The organism is Rhodocytophaga aerolata, assembly GCF_030503435.1.
GTDB classification, from domain to species: domain Bacteria; phylum Bacteroidota; class Bacteroidia; order Cytophagales; family 172606-1; genus Rhodocytophaga; species Rhodocytophaga aerolata.
Genome location: NZ_JAUKPO010000011.1, coordinates 126,953 through 150,944 on the forward strand (window position 1 = coordinate 126,953; position 23,992 = coordinate 150,944).

Consider the following 23,992-nt stretch of genomic DNA (forward strand, 5'->3'; position numbering starts at 1 on the left):
TCCTTCCGACATGTATCCAAACTTCAAGTAGATGTTAGCCGGGGGTAGTCTTGTTTTGATTTTATTCCAGTATTCGTCGTAAGTAGTTAATCTGCCCTAAGTGGTAGGAGAGATGAGCCAGTAGGTGCATTAAAAAAAAGCCCGTAGTCATTTCAAACCCAAGTACATTTTCCGGATATTGCTGACTTAACTCTACAGCCTGCATCTGTTGTAAGGTGGTAAGTACAAGGTGTTGCGTAATCTCAATTTGGTGCAAGAGTGCTTGTTTAGGAATGTTTTTGGAAGTAAACTCCGCTTCTCTGTCGCGAATATAAGGCGTATTACCAATGTTTTTACCAATGTAGGTTGAAAGGTTGCCTACCAGATGCAAGGATAAATTGCCCGCAGCATTCGGCACCTGCCCACTGATTTGCCACAGATGCTCTTCCTGCGAGAAGAGAGAGATCTCTTTGTGCAAGCGTTGTAAATCCCTTTTGTATAGAGTATATAATTCTTCGACCATTGTTCTAACTTATATTCTTATATAGGTTAACCGCAGCTAAATACGTACATCCAATATAATTGCGGATATATTTACCCCAGTGCGCGTATAAATATATCCGCCACGTATATTTAACACAAATTTCCTCACCATTTATTTTACTTCAATTAATAGGTATGACTCTAGAAGAAGCACAACAAGCCGTAGATACCTGGATACAAACCACCGGCGTCCGGTATTTTAACGAATTAACCAATATGGCCATGCTTACCGAAGAAGTAGGCGAAGTTGCCCGCATTATTGCCCGGCAATACGGAGAACAATCGTTTAAACCCTCTGACCGGGACAAGAACCTGGCCGATGAACTGGCAGATGTGCTATTTGTTGTCATCTGCCTGGCCAACCAGACGGGTGTAAATCTGACAGAAGCCTTACAAAAAAATCTGGACAAAAAATCTAAGCGGGATGCGGACAGGCACCATAATAATGAGAAATTAAAATAATATAGCTCCACTGCCTTAGGTCCTGTTACGTTTTGAAAACCTGACAGGGCTTGCTAGCACGTATGATTTTTTCAGGGAAAAGTAGCCTTTTGAAGCGTAAATGCGTATTACAGGTAACTGCCTATAAAAATGCAGGAAAAATGTTAAACAAACTATACGAGCTATGGCTACAGACAAAGAAAATCAAAACGAAGAACAGAATAATATAAATAATCTGGAAAATGGTGCCAAAGGAGCTATTCCCAAAATCCCGAAAGAAGATTTGTTAGATCTGGAGAAAGGCGCAGCGGCCATGGATAACCTGAAAAGGTCTACGCAGCATATCAGCGGAAAAACCATTAGCGGTGCAGGCGCAGGCCCGGGTACTGGCGATACCGGCAGCGACTTCGACCGGCCCGGGACAGATGGCTTACCAGCCATTAATGATTATGTAGATCCGGAAGGCATTGCCGATGAAACCGACAACACCCGGCAGGAAGATACAAATGCTACAGTGGCAGACAGTGATTTACCGGCTGGTGGCCTGGCAGAAGGCGAATATAGTTCTGGCTTTCCTGGCGGAGGTGCTGTCCGTACCGCCGAAGACCGGATTCCACCAGCTGCTTCTAACGATGACGATGCCGGATTCAGGCCGGAAGAGCCGTTAAACCGGCATAAGAATCCTGGTTCCGGGGGTGCAGCCGAACGGCAGAACTAACAACAACCTAATTAATTAAAGACCTAGCTGGTTTTAAAAACCAGCTAGGTCTTTGTTTTTTTCTCATTACTTATAGCTTTTTTCGCCAGCTTCTATTTTTACGTTCAAGTGATTTTCAACAGGCGGTATAGGGCAAGAATAGTCCGGGCTATACGCACAATAGGGATTATATGCTTGGTTAAAATCTATTATAACCGCAGAACCCCCAGGAATACGGAAATCCAGGTAGCGGCCACCCCCATAGGTATCAAAACCATTGGTTTCATCCATAAAAGGAATAAACAAATAATCTTTGTATTCCGGCTTTTGTATAAGTTCCAGATTCTGGTAAACGGTCAGCACATGGGGGTTACCTGAAAAAGTAAAATGCAGTTCTCCATATTTTACATAGTCGGGTAACCGGCCAGTAGAGGTTTTCATCTTGAAAGGTGCCTGTGACGAATCCCGCACAAACGTAGCTTCTACCTTGTACGCAGGATTAACCGGAAAATACTGTAACCCTTTAAATTTTCTTTTGTCCTTGGGTAAAACGGGAGACTTTTCCCCTCTTTTAAATTCTAAATCTTTCTTCTTCCGGGAGCTTTGTACTTCCTTTATATATGCATCCCCAGCACTGTCCTGAGCTGTAGCCATATAACTACTCAGCATTAAAAAAATCAGATAAAATAGCTTCATAAAAATGTATGATTTTTTAAAATCAACTAATTTGGCAACGAATATATTTCTGCGTTGAAATTTACTGCTTTCATTTTATTAAATCATTCGCATGATCCTCCACCTGATATCCGGCCCACGTAATATTTCCACCGCACTGATGTATTCTTTTGCCCAGCGGCCCGACACTACCGTAATGGATGAGCCTTTCTATGGATTTTATCTGCACTATACAGGTATAAACCATCCGGGTAGAGAAGAGATACTAGCTAGTATGGAACCTGATCCGGAAAAGATTTTTAAACAAATTGAGCTTAACCAGCAAAAGAAAGGATTCGTGTTTGTAAAAAACATGGGACATCATCTGCAGGGCTACGACTACAGCCCTATTCTTCATTACCAGAATATCTTTCTGATCCGCGACCCCGGCCAGATGCTGATTTCCTACGCCAAAGTACGCGAACTTCCAACCCTGGACGATATAGGACTGAAATTTCAGGCTGAATTGTTTGAGTGGCTGAGCAGTTTTGGCAAAGTGCCTGTCGTACTGGATGGAAACGAAGTAAGAAAAAATCCGGCTGGCATTTTAACCCAGCTCTGCCATAAGCTAGGCATTCCCTTTACGGAGAAAATGCTGCACTGGCCCGCCGGCCCTATTCCGGAAGATGGCATATGGGCGAAGCACTGGTACAACAATGTTCACCGGTCTACCAGCTTTCTGCCACCAGATACACAACAGGTAACAGTACCAAACGCACTGCAGCCAGTATATGAAGAAGCCATCCGGTATTATAATCAATTAAGTACACACATCCTAAAAGCCTAAATATGTTACAAAAATATGATCCCAGAAATGCCCATATAAAAATCTGGGTAGGAACTGGTTTAGTTTCCCGTCAGGATGCCAGAGTTTCTGTATTCGATAGTGTAGTTCAAGGAGGCGACGCCGTTTGGGAAGGATTACGCATTTACAACGGTTACGTTTTTATGCTGGAACAACACATCGACCGCATGATAGAATCTGCCCATGCCCTGGCCTTTGCCGCCGTTCCTTCCCGGGATACTATTAAGAATGCTATTTTTGCAACCTTAGAAACCAATGGCATGCGAGATGAATCTCATATCCGCCTTACCCTGACCAGAGGCGAAAAAATTACCTCTGGTATGGACCCCAGGCTAAACCAGGCTGGTTGTACCCTAATTGTCCTGGCTGAATGGAAACCTCCCGTATACGATAATACAACAGGAATCCGGTTGATTACCAGTGCCATCCGCCGCAACAATCCGCAATTTCTGGATTCCAAAATCCACCACAATAATTTACTAAACAACATTCTGGCAAAAATCGAAGCCAATGTAGCCGGAGCCGACGATGCCCTAATGCTGGATATCAATGGATTTGTGGCTGAAACCAATGCTACAAACCTATTCATGATAAAAAAAGGTACCCTCTATACTCCTTTTGCCGATGCCTGCCTTCCCGGCATAACCCGGAAACTGGTTATAGATATGGCTACTGAACTCTCTATTCCAGTAAAAGAAAAAAACCTTTCCCTGACAGAATTCTATAATGCAGATGAAGTTTTCACGACCGGTACCATGGGAGAGCTTACCCCTGTACAAGAAATAGATGGCCGGATAATTAGTAATAAGTCCACAATCGCTTTGCTACCCAAATTACGAGAGCACTTTGTTACAAAAATCCCAGTATTTGGGGTGAAACTACCTTTCTAAAGCCTCTTTCCTGATTGATCTTGCACCTTTTCTTTAGACATCCATTTTTCTGAAGAGATGGTGCAAAATTATTTTTTAGGGTTACCGGAAAAAAGAAGGCAACTTGAGCAGAAAAAAAATTATATTTAAAGTCAGTAAAATTATATACTCTCTTTTGCCTAAACCTTTTACTCCTACTTATTTTACATGTTTACATTGAGAATGACTTACAATGTAGGGCTAAGTATAGCTCTGCTGCTTGCAATTTCTATTGGTTTATATTCCTGTTTACAATCTCCCAAAACTCCTACCCAAGCTCCTGTTGCAGCAACGCCTCCGGCACTGCGTGTCCTAGTTTTTTCTAAAACTAAAGGCTGGAAACATACCTCTATTCCTTATGGCATTGCCTTGATACAGAAATTGGGGAAAGAAAACGGATTCACAGTAGACACTACCAGGAATGCCGCGTATTTTACAGAAGATAGTTTGAAAAATTACCAGGCTGTGGTGTTCAATTGCACTACCGGCAATGTATTAAATGCCAAACAGCAAGCCGCCTTCGAACGGTATATACAGGCAGGCGGAGGCTATCTGGGAATCCACTCAGCGGCAGATACAGAGTACGAATGGCCCTGGTATAACAAACTAATGGGAGCACATTTTGCCAACCATCCGCTGAACCCAGGCGAACGCAAAGCTACCATTGAGATAACTAATAAAAACCATCCGGCGACAACTAGCTTACCGGATAAGTGGGAACGCATAGATGAATGGTATAGCTACCGGTCTTTTTACCCCGGCCTCAACGTACTGGCGTATCTGGATGAAAACACGTATGATAACGGCACCAACGGAGCTAATCACCCGATAGCCTGGTATCATGAGTTTGATGGTGGCCGTGCCTTTTATACTGGATTGGGCCATACTCCCGAAAGTTACAGCGAACCACTGTTTGTCAGCCATTTATTGGGTGGCTTACAATATGCCATGGGAGATGGAAAACCTCTGGATTTTAGTAAATCGTATGCCGTAGTAGTGCCGGAAGAAAACCGGTTTGTAAAAACTGTATTGGTAAATGATTTAAATACACCTATGGAAATGGCGGTTGCTGCTGATGGACGCATATTTTATACAGAACTCCGCAGCGGCAATTTATTTGTCTATAATCCGGCTACAAAAAAACCATCGGTGGTGCATCAATTCCCGCTGGCTACGAAAGGGGGAACCGGATTGATTGGGGTAACCTTAGATCCAAACTTTGCTACCAATCAATACATTTATCTGTATTACTCTCCTCCTATTGATCAGGAACCTATTATTTTCAACTTATCTCGTTTCAAGCTAAAACCAGATAACACATTGGATCTGGCTTCAGAGAAAATATTACTAAAAGTGCCAGTGCAGGAAAACAGCGGATCGCATCATGGCGGCTCATTAGCCTGGGATAAAGATGGAAACTTATACCTCTCTACCGGCGATAGTTCCAGCCCTTTTCCATCCAATGGCTATGCGCCTATTGATGAACGGCCTGGGAAAGAATATTATAGTCTGGATGCCCAGCGTTCATCTGCCAACACCAATGATCTGAAAGGAAAAATTTTGCGCATCCGCCCGGAACCTGATGGCACGTATACTATACCAGCGGGCAATTTATTTCCCAAAGGTATGGAAAAAACCCTGCCCGAAATATTTGTAATGGGCTGCCGCAATCCGTACCGCATTGCTGTAAATCCCAAAACCTCTACTGTATATTGGGGAGAAATTGGCCCGGATGCCGGAAAAGACAGCATACAAGGCCCCAGAGGCTACGATGAATTTAACCAGGCCAAAAAGCCCGGAAACTACGGTTGGCCCTATTTTGTAGGCAACAACCAGGCCTACGCCGACTGGGATTTTGCCACCAGTACTGCCGGGCCGAAATTTAATCCAGATGCCCCGGTAAATCAATCTCCCAACAATACCGGCCTCACCAATTTGCCTCCAGCTCAAAAAGCCATGATCTGGTACCCGTATGCTGCTTCAACAGAGTTTCCAGAACTTGGCCAGGGTGGACGCAGTGCTATGGCTGGGGAGTTTTATACGTTTGACGCTAATTCGACAGCCGCCAATAAATTTCCGGAGTATTACGACGGGGCATTATTTGTATTCGACTGGATGCGTAACTGGGTATTAGCTCTCCGGTTCGATGCCCAGGAAAACTATGTACGCAGCGAACCTTTTATGACGGCCAATGGTGATTTCCGGCGGCCAATTGACTTGGCGTTTGGCAAAGATGGCATTATGTATATGCTGGAGTATGGCTCAGTGTATGGCGCTGACAATGAAGATGCCCGCCTGGTAAAAATTGAATACAACACTGGCAACCGGGCTCCCATTGCCAAAGCTACCATCACCGATTCTGCGGCTGCTGCCCAGCTAAGCAAACGCGTATATCTGACCTCAGAAAACAGAAACCTGCCAGAAATCCGGGAAATAGCCGGGCAAGCTCCTCTACGCGTAGCATTTGGCAGCCGCGGCACCCGTGACCTGGACGACGATGATGAGTTAACCTATGAGTGGCTGTTTGATGGCACAACGCTGGGTTCTACAGAACTGAATCCCAAATATACCTATACTCAGGAGGGCATCTATCAAGCCATTTTGCGGGTAAAAGACCAGGCAGGTTTAGTGGGTACTGATACGCTAGAGATAAAAGTAGGTAACGCCCTGCCGGAGGTAGTGATAGAAACACCAGGAAACAAATCTTTCTATTGGGAAAATAAACCCTTCCAATATGCAGTAAAGGTGACGGATAAAGAAGACCGCAAAATTGACCCAAAGAAAGTGAAAGTATATTTTGACTATACCCCGCAGCCAAGTACACTTATCGGCGAGTCGCAAGGAAAGAAACCGTTCGTAACTACGGTTGAAACCAATACCGTAGGAAAAACCTTGATTGCAAAAAGTGATTGCAAAGCTTGCCATACCATTGATAAAGTATCGGTTGGTCCGGCATATGTAGCGGTTGCCCAACGGTATAAAAATGAGCCAGGCTCTATGGAAAAACTAGCTAAGAAGATTATTGCCGGAGGTGGCGGCAGCTGGGGTACGCAGTATGTAATGAGTGCCCATCCACAGATTTCGGAGCAGGATGCAGCCGAAATGGTGAAATATATTTTTTCGCTGACCGATGAGAAAAAGCAGAAAACCCTGTTGCCAGCCAAAGGAACCCTTCCCTTAAAAGACCATAAACCGGAAGAGCCAAGAGGCCAATACACCATAGTAGCCATGTATACCGATAATGGCAGCAAAACAGTTGCTCCTCTTACTAATTCGGACATGGTTACGTTGCGAAATGCCAAAGTACAGACGGTGTATGCCGATGCCCATGTGGGTTTTCCCAGATGGGGTAATTCCTTGAGCCAGGGTGATCACAAATCATATATTCTGCTAAAAAATATTGACCTCACCGGGATAAAGAAACTTACCTATGAATATGCCTCGCTAGATAAAAATGGCGAAATAGAAGTCCGGATAGATTCCTACGGTGGACCTATGATCAGCCGTATTCCCTACCAGGCAACTGGTTCCTGGAATACCAAAAGGTTATTAACGGCTGACATTACGACCCCCACTACCGGCAAACACGACCTCTATTTTGTAGTGGTAAAACGCGAGAAGCCAAATGAGGATATTATCAGTTTATCTACTATTCAATTTGACGAATAATAACTGAATTTTACCTGGAAATCAACAAAAGTGGCTTACTTTACAGTAAGCCTTTTTTGCTAAAAACCCACTAAACAGGTTGTTGCCTGCTTACAGATAAGTAAGTTGATTACTGCATAAAACCCACAACTAAGCAACATCTATAAAATTCAATTTTTTTTAGATGGCTGGATTTTATCTGCTAAAAATTAGAATATACCAACATTTTTTTGTAAGTTACTCATAAGGCCAAATCACTTACCATTATGAGATCTATAAAAATAATTATTGCCTTACTGCTTTTTTCAAGTCTCCAACTTTTGGCTCAGAATGATCATGTTGGCACCTGGAAATTGTTATCTGCAAAATACACGAGTTCGTCCGGAGAGACAGACTATTTTACCAATGCGAAAGTAAAAGAAACCAAAATTATCACGCCTACGCATTTTATGTGGATGATTCAGCTGACAGACAGCCTGGATAACTCCAATAAAGTATTACCCACAGCCTCCAGTGCAGGTGGAGGTACGTATATGATGATGGGCAACGATAAGTATATTGAAGCACTGGAGTATGCCTCCTGGGAAGATTATGCCAAAGATAAAACAAACTTTACGCTGAACATAGATGGCGATATTATGGTGCAGACTGGTACAATCAGCTATCCGAATGGGAGTAAATTAACGTTAGAGGAAACGTGGCGCAGAGAAAATTTTCCTCCCAACAATGGCAAACATGTAGGCACCTGGCACATGATGACTCAGAAAGTGACTAATCCAAAAGGAAAAACCACTAAAACGGATATGTCCAAACTAAAGCAGGTGAAGATTATTACGCCTACTCATTGGATGTTTATCTCAGAAAATATCGACAATGGAAAGAAAAAATTCAGAAGTGCCCTGGGTGGAAGTTACACCTTGAATGGAACCAGATATGTAGAGGCTATCGAAAATGCAGAGGATGTACAAACAGATTATAGTTTACGCATAAAAGGCAACAAGCTGCACATGGTAGGTTCCTTAACTACGGCAGAAGGAGAGAAGTATATTTATGACGAAACCTATCAACGGGAAGAAACCATTCCCAAACGACTGGTAAAGCAGTAACTACTAAGCGGTAAACCTACCTTTCTGCTAATTGCACCAGGTAGAAATGGCTGACAAATTCCCTGGTAAAAGGACTTAAACCTATACATTTAAGTCCTTTTTACGTAGCATGGATACGTTCAGGAATCTAGCCTGGTCAGTTTAATTTCGTTGCTTACCGTCGGTTTTATCGTAAACTTTTTTGAAGTTCCGTCTCCTGCCAGAATAATCTCCAGGACACACCTGGTTTTGCTGGGCAGACTCTTTATTTTGCTTGATAAGGTCTGTAGTACTTTATCATCTGAGATAGTCAGGTACTGAAACGCATCTATTTTTTCCTGAAGAGCCACACTATCCAGGTAACTAGTTGTTTCTTTGTTTCTTGTCTTTAGGTTGATAGACGTATCTATTAAAAATGTAATCACTGGCGTAGTTCCTTCCTGGCCAGGTTCAATAGAAAGTCCATCAGATAATAAATGACTACTCCGCCAGTCGCCACATTGGATATAAGAAATTTCAAAGGTGCCTTTTCTAACAGGAATTTTCATGGGCGTATATAAAAGGTTGGTTAAAGGAAACACTGCAAGATAAAGAACATAAACTAAAATCCATATAAACAGCTGCCATAGTCGCTGGCAGAAAAAAAGCCAATACTCACTGCTTTCAACTACTTTCCACTCATCTTTAGGAACCCTTACTCTTCGGGCAGTTTTTTTACAGGGGTAATAATAAATTCCTGAATCCGCCAGTCAAGCTGTGTTATTTTTCTGGTAATCAATTCTATTTCATGCGTTAGGTCGGCTTCAGATACAGGCACGATAAATCCCTCGCCAAAATACACATGGCCTTCTTCCCGCAACCGGATGATATGTTCCTTCACCGAGGCATGTTTTTCCAGAACCTCTTTCACCCGGTCAATCAAAGGATCAGGCTTATGATCGGTCACCGTTTTGGGCGCTTGGTTCATCAGATCTAACACAGCTTGTTTCAGGTTGGTATACCCATCGTGGATGATATCCAGAGAAATAACGGCCGCTGCCACCGAATCGGCCCACCACCAGCCTAGGCCAATACCAATTATCCCAAAAATAGCTGCAGCAGCCGTCATCCAGTCGGCTTTATTCATCTGGGCATCGGTATACAGGTTCTTCTCATGCAGCTTCTTGGCGAGAGGTAATTTTTTCTTGCCCAGAATGATAGCCGGGAAAGTACTCCATAAGAGGGCCAAAATCATGAGGTAACCCAGCCAGACTGGCCTGCCAAAAACTACTACGGTTCCAATAGTCGGATGTTCCATTTTGATTAGTTTACTCACTGAATCTATCAGTAAAAAGCTGCCTACAAAAAATAATGCCAATGCGCTGCACAAATAGGCAATGCTCACTACCCGGTGGTATCCATAGGGAAATTCTGTATTGGTGGGTTTAGTAAAAATTTTAGAAGCAATCAGAAAAGAGATGGAAGGTGTAAAACTGATTAAATCTTCAAACCAAGCCGTTTTCATCGCCTGTGAGTTGCCCATTGTCAGCATAATTACTACCATTGTGGAAATAAGGTAGGCAATGGTGATCCATTCAAGTTTTTTAGCTTTTTCGAAAGCAGGGACTAGTTCTTCCGGATATTCAAAATTCTGAACCTTTTTCATGCATATACAGGGCTAATCCAGGTGTACCATACGAACATATATATGTAGATTTATAACTTTTGGGCAGAAACATCATTCATTTGGTAACCGGGTTTGTATATCTGGCTTCTTCTCATGCAGAAATTTCTCCAGATGTACCAGAAAGGCATTTTCCCCTAACTGAACAGCCATCACATGTTTTTTCTTCTGATGTTCCACATACGGCCGGCTAATGCCTGCTTTTTTTGCCCAGGGAGTATCTTTCGTAAGCCCTGCAATCAGCAGATGGATTTCCTGCTTTTCCAGACTTTCTACCAACGTTTGCTCATTGCCGTTTTTCCATTGAACAGTGGCTCCTAAATCGTTAGCAAACTCTTTTACTAGTTCCGCTTCTATGCCGGTAGGCGCCTGGGAAGTTTTCACTACCCAAGGCGGATTTTCTGAATACCCTACTATCAGTGTTCCGTTAGTAACCTTTTCTAAGGTATGTTCAGGGTCTTTGGGAAAATTATCGCAACTCTGGATAAACAGACAAAAAGCCAGCGCATACACAATTGTTTTCATGTTCTGCTAGTATAAAATAATGTCTTGTCGGTAATAGAAAGTAAAATTTGGAAACCTTAGTCAGCTATGTTTGTCTATCACCTGCTTTTGGCTAGCAGGCTGCTCAAAAAATATAGCTACAAGCAACCACTGCATCAATACGGCTTTTGTTGTGATTAGTTTTACTGGCTCTTTTATAGAGCTGACAGAAGAAACGATTTCACATAGGGATACCCAAAATGGCTCTCCTATCAGTTTGCGGGAATTATTTTGGTAAAGATATGCACCAATAAAAAGAGGGCCTGATAAATACTATCAGACCCTCCTTTTACTGGCTGTTTTTTAGACAAGCACACCAATTATAACTTGTTTGGGTGTATTAAGATTCTATAGCCTGTGCAAGCTTTATTATTTTAACCAGCTGATCTTTCTCATCAAACACTGGCGTATAGCTGGCATTGAGCCATACTTGTTTTCCTTGCTTGGTCAATCGTTTAACCTTGCCTATCTGGGCTTTTCCCTCTTTCAGATCCTGCCAAAACTTGTGGTATTCGCTACTGGCTCCATAGCCTTTTTCCACAAATATGCGGTGAGGCTGATGGGTAATTTCCTCTAGCTCGTAGCCCATTAGGGTAAGAAAATTCTGATTGGCTTTCAGGATGTTTCCTTGCAGGTCAAACTCAATGGTAGCCAGACTGGCATCTACGGCAGTAACATGCGCCTGCAATTCCAATGCCTGACGTACGGCTTCTTCCTGTGTGGCTTGCAGTTCTTCCAGATTTTGCCGGATTTCCTCCTCTTGTGCCCGTAATTCTTCTGTTTGCAGCAGGGTTTGTCTTTCTAACATCTTTTGTTCGGTTACATCCTGCGCATATTTGACAATTTTATAGATTTTGCCGTTAATATCTGCAATAGGTGTGTAGTTGCCTTTAATCCATACGTTAGTACCATCCTTACTTACTCTTTCAAATTCGCCTGAAATATATTCGCCACTCCGTAGTTTTTCCCAGAATTGCTGATATTCCTCCGATTCTTGCTCTACTTGCTTAACGAATATACGGTGATGCCTTCCATAAATTTCTTTAGCCTCATACTTCATAAGCGCCAGGAAGTTAGCATTGGCTGAAAGAATATTCCCATTCAGATCGAACTCAACAATTCCGTTAGATTTAGAAATAGCTTCCAGCTGGCTCTGATAGTCTAAGGCTGCCTGTTTTTCTTGCGTAATGTCCTGAGCAAATTTTATAATTTTAACTACCTCTTTCTCTTCATTAAATACCGGTGTATAACTGGCACTCAAATACACATCTTTTCCGTTTTTAGCCTGCCGCCTTACTTCCCCTATTTGCTCCTCTCCTTGTGAGAGTTTCTGCCAAAACTCCGTATAGGCCTGGGTTTGGCTATGAGCTGCATCTACAAACAGGCGATGGTGTTTCCCTGTTATTTCTGGCAGAGTATACCCCATTAATGAAAGAAAACGTTCGTTTGCCGTAAGAATAATTCCTTCCAAGGTTAATTCAACCATGGCCAGCGTAGAATCAACTGCTAACATAAAGCCACTCATCTCCTGGTCTTTCTTCTGTAAAAGACCGGTATTGGAGTGATACTCTTGCATTAACCGGGCAATTTCGTCTAAGTGGGCCTGCTCATTTCGCCGCATTTCCTCCTGCGTAGCTTCCAGCTCTTCCATATTCTGCCGCATTTCCTCTTCCTGGGCACGCATTTCTTCGGTTTGTTGCAGAGAGCTTTCTAAAAGCTTTTTTGTTTGTTCATTTATCCGGTTGTTCTGTATAAAGCCGGCTATGTTTTCTGCAATCTTCTCCATAAAGGAAATCTGGTGTGGAGCCAGCTTATGAAAAGAAGCGATTTCTAGCATTCCTTCTACTGTATCATTTATTTTCAAAGGCATAATCAACAGTGCGGTAGGGGTAGCTTCACCTAGTCCAGACGTAATAGTTATATAATTTTTAGGGACTTGCGTCATGTAAATATATTCGGCCTCCAGGTAGGCTTGCCCCAACATTCCTTGTCCGGGTGCAAAGGATTTGTCTATGTATTTTTTGCGTTCATAGGCATAGCAGGCCATTAGTCTGATAACTTTTTGTCCTGGCTCGGTTTCATCTACCACATATACTCCCCCCTGGTTGGCGCCCATGTACTTTACAATCATAGAAATAAGCGAGTCGTAGATGTGGCTACCTGCACCATGGCTGCGTAAAATTTCAGCTACTTTCGCTATCCCTTCGCTTGTCCATTGCCGATTGGCTTCTTCAGTTCTGGCAATTTCCAATTTTTCCAGATTTACTTCTAAGGCTTTCCGGGCCTGTTCCGCCTCTGTAGATTTTTCGTTCATTTCACTCAGCAACTGCGTAGAACGTTCTTCCGACTGCCTGTTTAAAACAGCCAACCCATAAATTGACCCTATTTGCGCAAATAAGGCTAAACAGGTAGTGAGCACAGCAAGCGGACCTTCTCTTAGTACTGATCCATCATATCCCATATCAAAATATCCCCAACTTAATGGAAATACTACCAAGATGAAGAAGGAGAAAATAGTACAGAAAAGTAAAAACCCTTTTTCCCGGAAATCAAACACAATAAAAGGGATCAGCGTAAAACTTAACTCAACCAGCGATACACTTGTGATTGCATCATCCAGAGAGGTACTAAAGAACGCATTATATAGGGAAGAAAGCAGCAATAGCATAGTAGGCAAAACCACTCTGGTATAATAAATTCCACCTAAGCCGTTTGCAACCATTATTAGAACACATATAAGGCTGGCCACCGACGGAAAAATGGCCATCTTGGGAAAATACAGTAAGGAGATACTACTGAAAGGAATACCTAAAACGAAGATTAACAGCAGACACAAAATATTGGTAGGCCTTACTCTGTTTTTTAAATAGTCAGGCAGGTCGTACTGACTGCCGGCGTCTAAAATTCGTGTGAAAAGGTGTGGCATGAAATAGAAATAAATACGTTTATCTTAATTAGTATTCAGAGTTACTTATAGTGTTTACAGGTGTAAGGCACAGTTGCCCTCAAGTATGGATACCTGCCCCGGATATAGAGTACATTTCAACGTTTTACCGTGCCTGCTTCGCTTCAAAATGGTAGTAGCTTCTAGGAAAACCGCAGTTCTCTCATTAAACTGATCCAATTATAAAATTAGAAAAGCAGTTCTGATCTGTTCTGAGAATTTACTTCAAAAGTAAGCTATGTAATATCTATAGGTGTTTAAGAAAACAACTATCCCCTATAAAGAGAAATCAGCTTCTGTTTATATTTTTTTTGAAACAAACGGCATGTTCTTCCTACTAGCTTCCTATAAAACAAGCAGCCCATATAATAGGCGGCTATCCCAATTTTGCCAGGAAAATGAAACTAGTAAAACAAAATAATCAGTATACAGGCATTTTTTTATGCATTTAGTTTCACCGCCTTTATAGTAATACCAAAATAAAACCAGATTGCGAAGTACTTGATAACAGCCTTACCGAAAGCCGCCTTATACAATCTTTGGTATAAGGAGCAGGCCTGTGCGGATGGTATACAGCGGTATTGGCAAGGCGGGGCATGTCCGGCCCTGGAGGACAAACACTCTCTATTTATTCTTCTTTTGAGAATTAGTACGCTAGTTGAGTTATTAGATGAGTATACGTATTTCCGCCGATGAGTTTACCAGGCAGTAACTATTAATAGCTGATAGGAGACTGTAGCTAGTTAGTAACATTCATGATTTTGGTTCATGTCTTCTTGAACGGAGAGGTGTACTCGTATAGAATGGAAGTTCCTTAACAGATTTTTATTTTTTACCTAAGAACAACCTTAATTACTCTTGCCATCTCTTTTCGATAGTAATTTTCCTTGTTTTTTTAGCTTTTTGCCGGGCTTGTTTACCTTTTGCACACCTCTTTACTAGCTTGTTCACCTCTTGTACACATCCAAAGCTTGGAGATGGGCCTATAGAAATACTTCCTTTGCATCCGTTAGCCGGGCATAAAAAGCAGGTAGATGGCCAAACCTGATCTTTACCCAGACTATGGATAACATCCACTTAATTTATTTAAAACTACTATTTATGAAACGCCAATTATTTTACACAACAAACTTCTCCTTAACAAGCAATCGTATACTTAGAATGATCGTTCAAACTTGTTTAATAGGCCCCTTACTAGTAATAACATGTCTGTTTAGTACTTCTGTCCAGGCACAATTTACGTGGGCGGTAAAAACTACCCACACCACTCAGAAAACGGTGGTAGAGGCCGATCAAAACGGCAACAGTTATACGTTATCTCCATTTACTGGTAGCCTTACGATAGGCGGCCAAACGTTTACCAGCCTTGGCTCTACAGATCTGCTCCTGGTAAAGTATAACGCAAGTGGGGCCGTCGTGTGGGCTCGCCGCATCGGTAGCACTGGTGAGGAAGAGGTAGGTGATATAGTTATCAGTCAAGCAGAAGGAACGCTTTACCTGACAGGTTCTTTTGAATCAACCGTTAAACTTGATACGTCCCCAGGAAGCTCTGCCGGACAACTTACGACTGCAGGTAATTCAGATGTATTTGTAGCTAAGTACAATCTTCAAGGCTCTTTAGTTTGGGCACACAGAACAGGTGGAACCAGTGAGGATAATGGCCTGGGTATCAGCTTAGACAATTCACAGAATGTATACCTGACTGGTTCCTTCAATGGAACAATCGTTTTGCCTTCCAATATTTTATACAACCAATCTCTTGTTAGCAAAGGGAACAGTGATGTATTTCTGATGAAATATAATGCACAAGGTATTTTTCAGCTTGCCCGCGCAGTAGGTGGAACCGGATATGATATGGGCATGGCTGTTGCAGTAGACCCTGTTAATGGAGACATCTATTTGGCTGGCGGTTATTCTCCTGCTACAAACCCTTTTATAACGAATGTGATGGTTGCCAAGTTTACTAAGTCAGGTACACTTCAATGGAACAAAGTATCTGGCAGTGGGGCCACTATTGATATAGCTACCGATATTTCCATGACGGCTCAAGGTGTTTATGTGACTGGCTACTTTGGTAATAGCATTGCCTTCGACAATATTTCTCTGGTAAGTAGTGGCGCGGCAGATATATTTGTAGCCTATTACCCAAGTGCTGATAATGGTAAGGCAGCATGGGCAAAACGTTATGGCGGCAGTGACTGGGATGAAGGGCAAAGCCTGAGAATCGTAGCTGGAGAGATATATCTGGGAGGTAGTTTTAAAGGATCTATTACTTTTGGACAAACTTCTTTAAATGCAAAAGGAGGAGCCACCGATAAAGATCTATTTTTGAGTTGTCTTTCCTCAACTGGTAGCCCAATCTGGGCACAAAGCTTAGGAAGCACAGCCCTGGATTACGGACGCGGGAACATTGCCGGACCTATCAACAATACCCTTTTCTATACTGGCCAATATGGCACCGCCTTTACTTTGGGGGCTAGCACCTTAAGTAGTTCTGGTAATTTTTTAACTAAAATCACCCTACCATCTATTAGTGGGTACTCCTTGTATAATGCCGCAACAGATACCCATATTAAATCTTTATCTTCCGGTAGTACGATTAATTATATGGTTATAGGTACTAATCAAATTAACATCCGGGCCGAAGGAAACAACAGTGTAGGCAGCATAAAGTTTGTGCTGAATGGGAAAGTATATACAGATAACGGAAATACCTTTGCTCCCTGCACCTACCCGGGCGACGCACTTAAATCAGGAGGAGGCATTGATTATCTGCCAATTACGCTTGCAGAAGGCGAGTATAAACTGGAAGCTACTCCCTACTCCGGACCCAATGGAACTGGTATAAAAGGCGTGACCCGAATAATTACATTTAAAATTATCAACAAACCGGAGATCAGTGGCCTTACGCTTATCAATGCAGCAACAGACTCAGACATAAAACCTTTGCTAAAGGGAGCCGACATCAATTACACCAGCTTAGGCACGAATCAGCTCAGTATCCGGGCCAATACTAACCCTGTAAAAGTAGGCAGTGTAAAGTTTGTGCTTGATTCGAAGGAAAAACTTGAAAATTCCGCTCCGTATACCATAGCAGGTGATGCTGCTAAAACAGGAGGGATAGATTATTTACCTTTTACTCCTGCTCCAGGCTACCATACATTATCGGTAACTGCCTATAGCGGGTCAAACGGTACAGGTACAGCAAGTGATACATACACAGTTAATTTCTATGTAAATCCAGGCAATGGTCGGTTTTCTTTTGTAGAAGAAGAGCCACAAATGCAGGCCGCATCTGTTACAGCAGCGCCTAATCCTTTTTCAGACTACACAATTCTGGGTTTTACCCCAACTTTGGATGGTGTGGCGAAAGTAGAAATATATACTATGCAAGGGTTGCTGATTGAGCAACTATACGATGGGGAAGTAAAAGCAGGCCAACCGTATACCTGGCAGTTTACTGCAAGTGGTTTACCCGCAGGGATGTATATTGCACGGATACAGGCAGGCGAGCAAGCGTTCACCCAAAAACTGATAGTAAGCCAGTAACACAGGCAACCTACCAATAAACAGCACACCTTGATACAAAATGATGATTTGTATCAAGGTGTGCTGTTTTACTGGCTTAATCTAGATACTATCGTATCTGTATATTTCATCAGGTATGTAGAAATTCAACCCTTCCATTAGCCTTTATTGAATCTTTCAGTGAGGCTATACTTAGGCTATTATTTTCCTTGATAATTTTTTCCGGCGCATGGAAGAGTTGAAGGAAGGAAGTATTTTAGGAGTTAGTTTAAGCCGTTTTTTACCCAATGGTGCATTGGTACAAACCATACATTCTCAAGATAATTGTATTGTCTTAACCAGGATTTCTAGGCGGATACGGCTCTATTTTAACTCTTAACAGCCAGAAGGCGAAATCAGCAACATTACCCCAGACTTTAGTCCTGTGTTCCAACATCCAACCCAACTTAGCTTTTCTAGGTAACCGTATTAGCTAGCAAGAGGCATCCCCTAGCTTTAGTAAGTATAAACTATTGAGCATGTGGAGTGCCTATACACTTACTGGAACATACCTACCAGCCTGGAAATAGGTTGGTTACTTGCCGCAGACTTTGGGTTAAAAGGCTTTGCTTTCAGAGAACACAATAGGTGAGTATATCGAAAAGCTGTTTACGTTGGCAGAGCTACGAAAATAATTAGATAGACAGCAAATAATCTGGCATGTTCTGATCTTCACCCAAATTTAATTTCTTACGCAGCCTGTGGCGGGATGTTTTTACACTTTCCGGCGATATGCCCAGGATAGTAGCCGATTCTTTAAGGTTTAGGTTTAGCCTTACAAGAGCTGCCAGTTTCAGTTCCCCGCTGCTCAGTTCCGGATGCTTGGCTTTTAGCTTAACAAAAAAATCTTTGTGCACTTGTTCAAAATAAAGCTTAAAGTCTTCCCAGTCTTTATCCAGGCTAAAACTATAATCGATTAACTTAATCAACCGGCTATAAACCTGTTTGTTGAGGTCTTTGGGTTGGTTCCTCAATACTTCGCTGATGGTTTCCCGGATTTCCTCCATAATGCCATTTTTCTGGATCAGGTTCAGCGTATGCGTAGTAAGTGATTTGCTGCGGTACTCCAGCTCTTGTTGCAGTTGTTGCTCCCGGATCTGGCTATTTTTTTGTTCGGCTTCAGCCAAGGCTTGCTGTGTATCTAACAGTTCCTTGCTTTTTTGCAGCAAGATTGTATGTTGCTTAGTTTTAGAACGTTGCTGGCGAACAACTACCGTACCGAAAAGCAGCAGAATAGCTAAGCCCATAGCCAGCCCATTGCGGGTCCATTGAGCCAGTTGTTTTTCTTTTTTCAGCAGTTCGATTTCTACCTGTTTTTTTTCTGTTTCATAATTTGTCCGCAGACTGGTCAGCTTTGCTATGCTTTCTTCGGAAAACAGCGAATCTTTCAACTGCGTGTACTGGTGTTGCAGCAGATACGCTTTTTGATAATCATGCCCGGATGCATACGACTCTGCCAGGCCAGCTAATGATTCGCGCAGTGCCATTTTAACCCCGGTAGCTTGTGCCAGATCCATTGCTTGCTGATAATGGGCAATAGCCTGGGCAAGTTGTTGCAGTTGCAAAAACGCACGGCCGAGCCCATTATGGGTCACAATCAGTCCTTTTTTGCTGGCATAGGTTGAATTTAATGAAAGTGCCGCCTGAAATTGTTGGAGAGCCTGATTAGGTTCTTGCTTTTTCAGGTACACTTCTCCCAGGCTGTTATGTACAATAATTTGCCCATTGATATCTTTCAGGCTTTCAAATATAGCCAGGGCTTCTTCATTGTTTTTTATGGCAGAGGCAAAGTCCCTCCGCTGTAGGTACACATCTGCTATATTGTTCAGAACGCCTGCCACCGATTGACGCTGACCCAGTCGTTTCCATATTTCCTGCGCCTGTTCAAGAAAGATAATGGCTTGCGAGAAATCTTTGCGGTTTTTGTAGAGCAGTCCTATACTATTTAAAATATTAGCTTCACTTTTGGCATCTTTTATCGCCTGTAGAATTTTTAGCGCCTGATAATAATTTTCTAATGCTTGCGAGTCGTTGCCCTGCTCCCGGTATACGATCCCCATATTGCCAAGCACTCTGGCAATGCCCCGTTTGTCTGGAATAGATTTATATACAGTTAATGCGTTTGTGTACCATTTAAGGGCATTTTCATAATCGCTTTTCTGCCAGTAATGTACACCCATCATCTGGTAACTGCGGGCTTCCCCAGAGGCATAGCTAATTTTCTTTGAAAGGGCCAGAGCTTGTTGAGCATAGGTCAGCGTTTTTTGAGGTTCTTTGCTCCAGTATTCGTACGCCAGGTCGTTGAGCAATTGTACCCTGCTGGTATCTGCTTGGCTTAGCTCCAGCAAGCGGCTGAGGCTATCTGTTTTAGTTGACTGGGCGAATACGGAGGTAGTTAGTGTGAAGAGGAGAAAGAAGATGCGTAGAAATTTTGAGGGTGTACATAAAGAGTAATGCATAGGTAGGTCATTAAGTACAGTAATAAGGATGTTTATTCAGGCAGTCTGGTAACCAGTTTTTTCCTCACGATGATACGTTAATGAAAACAATTGCTGTAGGTAACCGGCTAAAGATGACAAAATTAAAATTTCATTTCCCTATCCAACTTTTTTCTATCGAAGATTTTAACAGGATGATAAACTTATGGAAAGTTTTTGTAAGAAACACATGTCAACATGCGTCCAACCTGTTTTTTACTCCTTCCAGCACGCATCTAAACGTCTCTATCATACAGCACATAGCTTAATAATATGAGCATTCTCCCTGGCTATACCGATACTAGTTGTAAAAAAGTTGAGTCCCCATTTACCGCTTCATCCGGGCAATACCGGCAAATAAATTCATGCGCTCGCTCTCTTTGTTCACCTTTTGTATACCTGATTTTATTGTATAATTACGTAGCTCCAACTAATTTTCAGGTATATAATTTTACTATTTTATGACTGATCTTAACATACTGACTGTAAAAAATTCCTGGAGTTATATTATTTTCCAAGCTGAAGAAGTAAGTCAGCTCTTCTATGACAAACTATTTGAACTAGATCCTACCCTCCGTCCCTTGTTCAAGGGAGATATTACCGAGCAGGGTTCAAAGCTAATGAGTATGCTTACCATGATTATTTCCAGGCTGCAACGCATGCAGGATATAGAAACCGAAGTACAAAGCCTTGGAAAGCGGCATGTAGGCTATGGCACCAAGCCAGAACATTACCGGACTGTAGGCCAAGCTTTGTTATGGGCATTAGAAAATGCCCTGGGCGACCGATGGAACCCGGAGACTAAACAGGCCTGGACAGAAGCCTACACCATGATGGCTACTACCATGATGGCTGGTGCCCAGACTTCTCCGCTCCCTGAGCAAGTAGTGTAATTTAGTTTAGTTACCAAAGCATACAGGTTTTCCAGAGGCATTCCAGCAGTTATCCCAGGTATAAATACAAAAACAGAATCCGCAGTATGAATTTTCTGCAGATTCTGTTTTTTGTCGGTGAATACAATATTAGATTCTCTCTAATTCAAGTTCTATGCTGTATAGGTTAGCTCCATACATTTTCCGGTTACTGCCAGTTTCCGTTGCCGGTAAAAATCATGGCGACTAGTATGGGTAGCCATAGGAAGTAAGACAAACAGAGAACGCCAAAGCCTGCGCCTGTTTTACCTTGCAACAGAAGCAGTTGATAAGCCCACCCTAGCAGACCAATCACACCAAGACAGCCAAGCACGAAAATAACGCCGCTCAAACTCCGGTAATGTGGGGCTGGCGGGTAGATGAAGGACAACACCGTCATCCCCAGATAAAACAGGGTAACGAGTCCGTTTATACTGGCAGCCAGACAAAAGATGATTTTCAGTAGTAACGGCATACTATTAAGCGATAGAGTTAGTGTAAAACTATTGCCAGCTCCAGTTTCCCTTGATAGAGATAATGGCAATGATAGCAAGTTGTATAAGTACCCATATCAGGTAAGATAAAGCAACGACACCAAAGCCTGCAGCCATCCGGCCTTGTAAAATTGCCAGATGGAATGCCCACCCGAGCAGACAAAGAATGGTAGCACTGCCGATAGCTACTACATAGTTATCTGAAGGTTAGCTTGCCTAGCCGCAGGATTGAAGATAGCAGCCAGTGTAGCCAGAAAAAACAGGAGTCCGGCCAAGCCATTAATGCCGGATATGAGATAGAAAAGGAATTTAAGTGCCAGATCCATTGCTAAGGAAAGAGAATTAGGGTGAAAAGTATAAAATAAAATGACGCAAGTTTCTATGAACTATTACTGACTAATGGGTGTAAAATCCTGTGAGGATCAGTAAGTAAATGGTGATTGGAATTAGTTGATTGCTAATGCATATCCGCATACGTCTTATTGATAACCAGATTAGCTACCACAATCTGGTTATTCTCGTACACCGTATAGATAATAAATGGCTTTTCTGCTCCACTTTCTGTAAGGGTCCGGTAAAAGGCAAACCCAGTACTACCAAAAGAATCGGTGGTGTAAGTAATGGTGCTTGATTGCCCAAGGGTTTGAGCCTTTTCAAAAAAGGGAAGCAGCAAATCTGTGCAGACCTGCTCGAAGGTTTGTTCTCCGATCTGGTGGAGGAAATTAGGACTAAAATGGGTTCTTAGACCGGATGCATCTCCCGCCATCATTTGTTTAATTACCTCTTCTGCTAACACATTAAAAGGTTCTGCATCAGCTTGCATAGTCAGGTAGTGGCCCATATCCATCTCTGGTGTGAATGTATCTACAGAACGTTCTTCTTCTGCTGTAGCCGGGCCATCTGATTCCAAGGTTTGAAAGATTTGTTGAGTCCATTGCTGAAGCCAGTCAGCTTTATACGTGCCACTCAGCGCTGAATCCGTCAATATTTCTGTAGCAGCGGGCATTTGGGTATCAAAATTCAGCCCGAGCAAATAGCCGGTAATAACATAGGTTACAAGGTCTGCTTCGGTTTGTAAACCGTAAGTTGCGGCTTTTTCCAGTAAAAATGCAACGCCCTCATATAGTTCTCCAGCCTCCATCTGCTGTGAATCCGGGAAAGTAGTGTGCAGGAAATCTATTACCTGGTACCGGAAGTTTTCTGTGGTGTTCATAATAAATTAGTTTATTTTTTGTGAAAGTTTAGCTTTACATGTGGATCACGAAGTAATTTACCTTACTGCATTGTAAGTACCAGCTGTTGGTCTATACCGGCCAAAGAAGTAAGGCATGAATACCGAGAGTGATTTTTTCTGATGTGTAACCCAAAGCAAGGCAAGATTCACTACCAAGAAAACTGTGAAGCAGGTATAGTAAGCTATAAACCCCGCAAAAGATGCCTCCGCTATATACAAGGGACAAATAATCATCCAGACAACCTGCACGAATAGGAAGAGCAGCCCAAATACCAGTATGCGTTTTCTAGAATCTGTGCCCCGCCAGAAAGCTAGTATCAGGTGCAACAGTGAAAATAACAGCAAAGGTAAACCACCTAAAGTGAGTAGTCCGATAAATACGGCTCCGGCAGCAGGCCCGCTTTCTCCTTTCATAGTCCAGTCATAGAGTTCGCCGAACCACATAAAATTGCCTGTAATGACAATTAAATAGAAGAAGCCATACCAGAGAGTCCACCAGCCACGGCCCAGCAGAAAGCGGAATAATGGGCTTGCATATTTCATAGGTTATTCATTATCCAGCTCAAATGGTAAGATATATTCCCGTACTTTAGGTGATGAGGTACGGCTTTTTACTTCTACCCGGGCTTTAAGGGGAGAGCCCAGAATCAACCAGTTTTTTATGTACTGGTCTTCATGTGCCATCCAGGATTTATCTTCCAGTAAATATTCCGTTCTGCCGGTTTTGTAGGCCTGGTAAGCCCAACGCTGCACAGCCAATGGTTCGTAGGTAAGATACTGACCCATGTAAATTACCTGTATCCCTGGCAACGACTGATTGCCTAGTTCGGTAGCACTTTCTACGTAAATACGTAGAGAAGAATTGTCTTCCAGGTCTTTGACTTCCCATTCATCGAGTTTGGTTTTGATGTTGCTCATGTTGTTACTTGCTTTGTTTGTAAATTGTAAAACTGAAAATCTGTTTAAACTTTTAAAACGCTAGAATAAAAGCGGGCAGGCCCGGAAAAACAGCGGGCCAAGCATAGGCCTGCAGCGCAGAAGCATTGTCAACTGCGTTGGTTCCCTTCGCATTCGCATGCTTGGGAATCCTAGACCTTTTTTGTTACTCAAGGCACTGGGCTGGCTCAAAACGTGCGTTTTGCCCTGTAGCAATGACAAAAAAGTAAGGAGATACGGTCAACATCATCTGGTTTAGTCGCATCTCGGTTAACATTTCTATTAAGTTTAAACAACTTCTAAATTAACTAACCTATTTACTGCCCCGTTAAGGCTTGTTTAGTTGTTCTCTCCGTTTCTACAAAAGTAGAAGCACCTGCCCGGTATGGCAACTTTTGGAGGG

19 protein-coding genes are annotated in these 23,992 nt (G+C 42.6%); 8 read left to right on the forward strand and 11 right to left on the reverse strand.

Annotation, left to right across the window (positions count from 1 at the left end; genetic code table 11):
- Positions 1-61: 61 nt before the first annotated feature.
- On the reverse strand, positions 62-502 hold the full coding sequence (locus Q0590_RS18965) for a DinB family protein (RefSeq protein WP_302039166.1): 441 nt from the start codon (positions 500-502) through the stop codon (positions 62-64).
- 155 nt (positions 503-657) lie between these two features.
- On the opposite strand from Q0590_RS18965, the gene Q0590_RS18970 reads away from it, so the two are divergent.
- Positions 658-984, forward strand: a complete 327-nt coding sequence (locus Q0590_RS18970; RefSeq protein WP_302039167.1) for a nucleotide pyrophosphohydrolase — start codon at positions 658-660, stop codon at positions 982-984.
- A gap of 163 nt (positions 985-1,147) precedes the next feature.
- A complete protein-coding gene (locus Q0590_RS18975; protein WP_302039168.1) occupies positions 1,148-1,681 on the forward strand; it encodes a hypothetical protein in 534 nt (177 codons plus the stop codon).
- A gap of 66 nt (positions 1,682-1,747) precedes the next feature.
- Here Q0590_RS18975 and Q0590_RS18980 read toward each other — a convergent pair whose 3' ends face one another.
- On the reverse strand, positions 1,748-2,356 hold the full coding sequence (locus Q0590_RS18980; RefSeq protein ID WP_302039169.1) for a DUF1684 domain-containing protein: 609 nt from the start codon (positions 2,354-2,356) through the stop codon (positions 1,748-1,750).
- Positions 2,357-2,447: 91 nt separating this feature from the next.
- Between Q0590_RS18980 and Q0590_RS18985 the strand changes: the two genes are divergently transcribed.
- The 4 genes from Q0590_RS18985 (at position 2,448) to Q0590_RS19000 (ending at position 8,841) form a co-directional block, all read left to right on the forward strand.
- Positions 2,448-3,161: a sulfotransferase-like domain-containing protein gene (locus tag Q0590_RS18985; RefSeq protein ID WP_302039170.1), complete on the forward strand. Its 714-nt coding sequence runs from the start codon at positions 2,448-2,450 to the stop codon at positions 3,159-3,161.
- A 2-nt stretch (positions 3,162-3,163) separates the two neighbouring features.
- Positions 3,164-4,069 carry an aminotransferase class IV gene (locus Q0590_RS18990; protein WP_302039171.1) on the forward strand — a complete coding sequence of 302 codons (906 nt, stop codon included), beginning with the start codon at positions 3,164-3,166 and terminating at the stop codon, positions 4,067-4,069.
- Positions 4,070-4,255: 186 nt separating this feature from the next.
- Positions 4,256-7,756, forward strand: a complete 3,501-nt coding sequence (locus Q0590_RS18995; RefSeq protein WP_302039172.1) for a ThuA domain-containing protein — start codon at positions 4,256-4,258, stop codon at positions 7,754-7,756.
- Positions 7,757-8,001: 245 nt separating this feature from the next.
- Positions 8,002-8,841 (forward strand): hypothetical protein, encoded by an 840-nt coding sequence (locus tag Q0590_RS19000; RefSeq protein ID WP_302039173.1) that lies wholly within the window; start codon positions 8,002-8,004, stop codon positions 8,839-8,841.
- Between the two features lie 119 nt (positions 8,842-8,960).
- Here Q0590_RS19000 and Q0590_RS19005 read toward each other — a convergent pair whose 3' ends face one another.
- The 4 genes from Q0590_RS19005 to Q0590_RS19020 all read right to left on the reverse strand — a co-directional run bounded on the left by Q0590_RS19005 (position 8,961) and on the right by Q0590_RS19020 (position 13,952).
- The gene (locus tag Q0590_RS19005; protein WP_302039174.1) at positions 8,961-9,368 is read right to left on the reverse strand and encodes a hypothetical protein; all 408 of its coding nucleotides are present in this window, start codon (positions 9,366-9,368) and stop codon (positions 8,961-8,963) included.
- Between the two features lie 146 nt (positions 9,369-9,514).
- Positions 9,515-10,465, reverse strand: coding sequence for a cation diffusion facilitator family transporter (locus tag Q0590_RS19010; protein ID WP_302039175.1), 951 nt, complete (start codon positions 10,463-10,465; stop codon positions 9,515-9,517).
- A 72-nt stretch (positions 10,466-10,537) separates the two neighbouring features.
- Entirely contained in the window at positions 10,538-11,008 is a 471-nt protein-coding gene (locus tag Q0590_RS19015; RefSeq protein ID WP_302039176.1) for a transporter substrate-binding domain-containing protein, read from the reverse strand.
- A 358-nt stretch (positions 11,009-11,366) separates the two neighbouring features.
- Positions 11,367-13,952, reverse strand: a complete 2,586-nt coding sequence (locus Q0590_RS19020; RefSeq protein ID WP_302039177.1) for a PAS domain S-box protein — start codon at positions 13,950-13,952, stop codon at positions 11,367-11,369.
- 1,119 nt (positions 13,953-15,071) lie between these two features.
- Here Q0590_RS19020 and Q0590_RS19025 point away from each other — a divergent pair.
- Positions 15,072-17,519, forward strand: coding sequence for a T9SS type A sorting domain-containing protein (locus Q0590_RS19025; protein ID WP_302039178.1), 2,448 nt, complete (start codon positions 15,072-15,074; stop codon positions 17,517-17,519).
- Positions 17,520-18,172: 653 nt separating this feature from the next.
- Here Q0590_RS19025 and Q0590_RS19030 read toward each other — a convergent pair.
- A complete protein-coding gene (locus tag Q0590_RS19030; protein ID WP_302039179.1) occupies positions 18,173-19,996 on the reverse strand; it encodes a tetratricopeptide repeat protein in 1,824 nt (607 codons plus the stop codon).
- A gap of 479 nt (positions 19,997-20,475) precedes the next feature.
- Here Q0590_RS19030 and Q0590_RS19035 point away from each other — a divergent pair, with 479 nt between their 5' ends.
- Positions 20,476-20,907 (forward strand): globin family protein, encoded by a 432-nt coding sequence (locus Q0590_RS19035; RefSeq protein WP_302039180.1) that lies wholly within the window; start codon positions 20,476-20,478, stop codon positions 20,905-20,907.
- Positions 20,908-21,094: 187 nt separating this feature from the next.
- Here the strand turns inward: Q0590_RS19035 and Q0590_RS19040 are convergent, their stop codons facing one another.
- The 4 genes from Q0590_RS19040 to Q0590_RS19055 all read right to left on the reverse strand — a co-directional run bounded on the left by Q0590_RS19040 (position 21,095) and on the right by Q0590_RS19055 (position 23,571).
- A complete protein-coding gene (locus Q0590_RS19040; RefSeq protein ID WP_302039181.1) occupies positions 21,095-21,400 on the reverse strand; it encodes a hypothetical protein in 306 nt (101 codons plus the stop codon).
- A gap of 476 nt (positions 21,401-21,876) precedes the next feature.
- Positions 21,877-22,632 (reverse strand): hypothetical protein, encoded by a 756-nt coding sequence (locus Q0590_RS19045; RefSeq protein ID WP_302039182.1) that lies wholly within the window; start codon positions 22,630-22,632, stop codon positions 21,877-21,879.
- Positions 22,633-22,689: 57 nt separating this feature from the next.
- Positions 22,690-23,196: a hypothetical protein gene (locus Q0590_RS19050; protein WP_302039183.1), complete on the reverse strand. Its 507-nt coding sequence runs from the start codon at positions 23,194-23,196 to the stop codon at positions 22,690-22,692.
- Positions 23,197-23,199: 3 nt separating this feature from the next.
- Positions 23,200-23,571, reverse strand: a complete 372-nt coding sequence (locus Q0590_RS19055) for a hypothetical protein (RefSeq protein ID WP_302039184.1) — start codon at positions 23,569-23,571, stop codon at positions 23,200-23,202.
- Positions 23,572-23,992 lie beyond the last annotated feature (421 nt).

Excerpts from the sequence above, each read along its gene's own strand:
- Q0590_RS18965 (WP_302039166.1), bottom strand. The coding sequence starts at position 502 with ATGGTCGAAGAATTATATACTCTATACAAAAGGGATTTACAACGCTTG.
- Q0590_RS18970 (WP_302039167.1), top strand. The coding sequence starts at position 658 with ATGACTCTAGAAGAAGCACAACAAGCCGTAGATACCTGGATACAAACC.
- Q0590_RS18975 (WP_302039168.1), top strand. The coding sequence starts at position 1,148 with ATGGCTACAGACAAAGAAAATCAAAACGAAGAACAGAATAATATAAAT.
- Q0590_RS18980 (WP_302039169.1), bottom strand. The coding sequence starts at position 2,356 with ATGAAGCTATTTTATCTGATTTTTTTAATGCTGAGTAGTTATATGGCT.
- Q0590_RS18985 (WP_302039170.1), top strand. The coding sequence starts at position 2,448 with ATGATCCTCCACCTGATATCCGGCCCACGTAATATTTCCACCGCACTG.
- Q0590_RS18990 (WP_302039171.1), top strand. The coding sequence starts at position 3,164 with ATGTTACAAAAATATGATCCCAGAAATGCCCATATAAAAATCTGGGTA.
- Q0590_RS18995 (WP_302039172.1), top strand. The coding sequence starts at position 4,256 with ATGTTTACATTGAGAATGACTTACAATGTAGGGCTAAGTATAGCTCTG.
- Q0590_RS19000 (WP_302039173.1), top strand. The coding sequence starts at position 8,002 with ATGAGATCTATAAAAATAATTATTGCCTTACTGCTTTTTTCAAGTCTC.
- Q0590_RS19005 (WP_302039174.1), bottom strand. The coding sequence starts at position 9,368 with ATGAAAATTCCTGTTAGAAAAGGCACCTTTGAAATTTCTTATATCCAA.
- Q0590_RS19010 (WP_302039175.1), bottom strand. The coding sequence starts at position 10,465 with ATGAAAAAGGTTCAGAATTTTGAATATCCGGAAGAACTAGTCCCTGCT.
- Q0590_RS19015 (WP_302039176.1), bottom strand. The coding sequence starts at position 11,008 with ATGAAAACAATTGTGTATGCGCTGGCTTTTTGTCTGTTTATCCAGAGT.
- Q0590_RS19020 (WP_302039177.1), bottom strand. The coding sequence starts at position 13,952 with ATGCCACACCTTTTCACACGAATTTTAGACGCCGGCAGTCAGTACGAC.
- Q0590_RS19025 (WP_302039178.1), top strand. The coding sequence starts at position 15,072 with ATGAAACGCCAATTATTTTACACAACAAACTTCTCCTTAACAAGCAAT.
- Q0590_RS19030 (WP_302039179.1), bottom strand. The coding sequence starts at position 19,996 with ATGCATTACTCTTTATGTACACCCTCAAAATTTCTACGCATCTTCTTT.
- Q0590_RS19035 (WP_302039180.1), top strand. The coding sequence starts at position 20,476 with ATGACTGATCTTAACATACTGACTGTAAAAAATTCCTGGAGTTATATT.
- Q0590_RS19040 (WP_302039181.1), bottom strand. The coding sequence starts at position 21,400 with ATGCCGTTACTACTGAAAATCATCTTTTGTCTGGCTGCCAGTATAAAC.
- Q0590_RS19045 (WP_302039182.1), bottom strand. The coding sequence starts at position 22,632 with ATGAACACCACAGAAAACTTCCGGTACCAGGTAATAGATTTCCTGCAC.
- Q0590_RS19050 (WP_302039183.1), bottom strand. The coding sequence starts at position 23,196 with ATGAAATATGCAAGCCCATTATTCCGCTTTCTGCTGGGCCGTGGCTGG.
- Q0590_RS19055 (WP_302039184.1), bottom strand. The coding sequence starts at position 23,571 with ATGAGCAACATCAAAACCAAACTCGATGAATGGGAAGTCAAAGACCTG.